We start from the raw sequence: 1375 nt of genomic DNA, 5'->3' as shown, positions 1-1375 counted from the left end.
CTATGATCAAGTCGTTGTTTGAGGCCGGGGCAGATGTGTTCCGGTTGAACATGAGCCATGGCAGCCATGAGGAGATCACCGAGCGTCACCAGCTGATCCGGGAGATCGAGCATGAGACGGGTCGCCCGATCTGCATTCTGGCCGATCTTCAGGGGCCCAAGCTGCGCTGCGGCACCTTTGCCGACGGCCCGGTGATGCTGGAGGAGGGGGCGGCCTTCCGCTTCGATCTCGACGAGGCGCCGGGCGATGTCACCCGCGTGCAGCTGCCGCATAAGGAGATCTTCGAGGCGCTGGAGCCGGGCTCCACCCTGCTCGTGAATGACGGCAAGATCCGGCTGAAGGTGAATGCCTGCGACAAGACCTTTGCCGATTGCACGGTCGAGGTGGGGGGCGAGATCTCGAACCGCAAGGGCGTGAACGTGCCCGATGTGGTGCTGCCGCTGGCCGCGCTCAGCGCCAAGGACAAGAAGGATCTCGAATTCGTCTGCAATCTGGGCGTCGACTGGCTGGCGCTCAGCTTCGTGCAGCGCGCCGCCGACGTGGAAGAGGCGCGCAAGCTTGCCAAGGGGCGCGCCGCTCTCGTGGCGAAGATCGAGAAGCCGGCCGCCGTGAAGGCCTTTGACGAGATCCTCGAGGTGACCGACGGTGTCATGGTCGCCCGCGGCGATCTGGGTGTGGAGCTGCCGGTTCAGGCCGTGCCGCCGATCCAGAAAAAGCTGATCCGCAAATGCCGCGAGGTGGGCAAGCCGGTGATCGTCGCGACCCAGATGATGGAGAGCATGATCACCGCCCCCGTGCCGACGCGGGCCGAGGTCTCGGACGTCGCCCACGCGATCTATGAGGGCGCTGACGCGGTGATGCTGAGTGCGGAAAGCGCGGCCGGTGACTATCCGGTCGAGGCAGTGCAGACGATGGACAACATCGCCATCGAGGTGGAGCAGGACAGCGTCTACCGCCAGATCATCGAGGCGAGCCGGACCCGCGCGAGCCGCGGCATGGCCGACGCGATCACCACCGCCGCGCGCGAAGTGGCCGAGACGATCGACGTGAAGGCGATCTGTTCGTTCACCCAATCGGGCACGACGGCGATCCTGGCGAGCCGCGAGAAACCGCGCGTGCCGGTGATCGCGCTCACGCCGCTGATCGGCACGGCCCGCCGGCTGAGCCTTGTCTGGGGCCTGCACTGCGTGGTCACGCCCGAGGTCGACCGCTTCAAACTGGCCGTCGTCGCCGCCGTGCGCGCCGCCGTGGGCGAGGGCTTTGCCACCGAGGACGACAAAATCATCGTCACCGCAGGCGTCCCCTTCAACACACCAGGCACCACCAACATCCTCCGCGTCGCCCCCTGCCAGGAAAAACTCATCTACGAAGGCGA

The 1375-nt window shown here is 66.0% G+C and carries 1 protein-coding gene; it reads left to right on the top strand.

Annotated features, from left to right (window positions below; genetic code table 11):
* Window positions 1-2: 2 nt before the first annotated feature.
* The coding region (gene pyk, locus POI8812_RS17525; protein WP_108783912.1) for a pyruvate kinase at window positions 3-1375 on the top strand (1373 nt) is incomplete at its 3' end.

The organism is Pontivivens insulae, from assembly GCF_900302495.1.
In the GTDB taxonomy this organism is placed as follows: domain Bacteria; phylum Pseudomonadota; class Alphaproteobacteria; order Rhodobacterales; family Rhodobacteraceae; genus Pontivivens; species Pontivivens insulae.
Note: the sequence above shows the minus strand (reverse complement) of the source record. Positions and strands in the feature narration are given on the sequence as shown.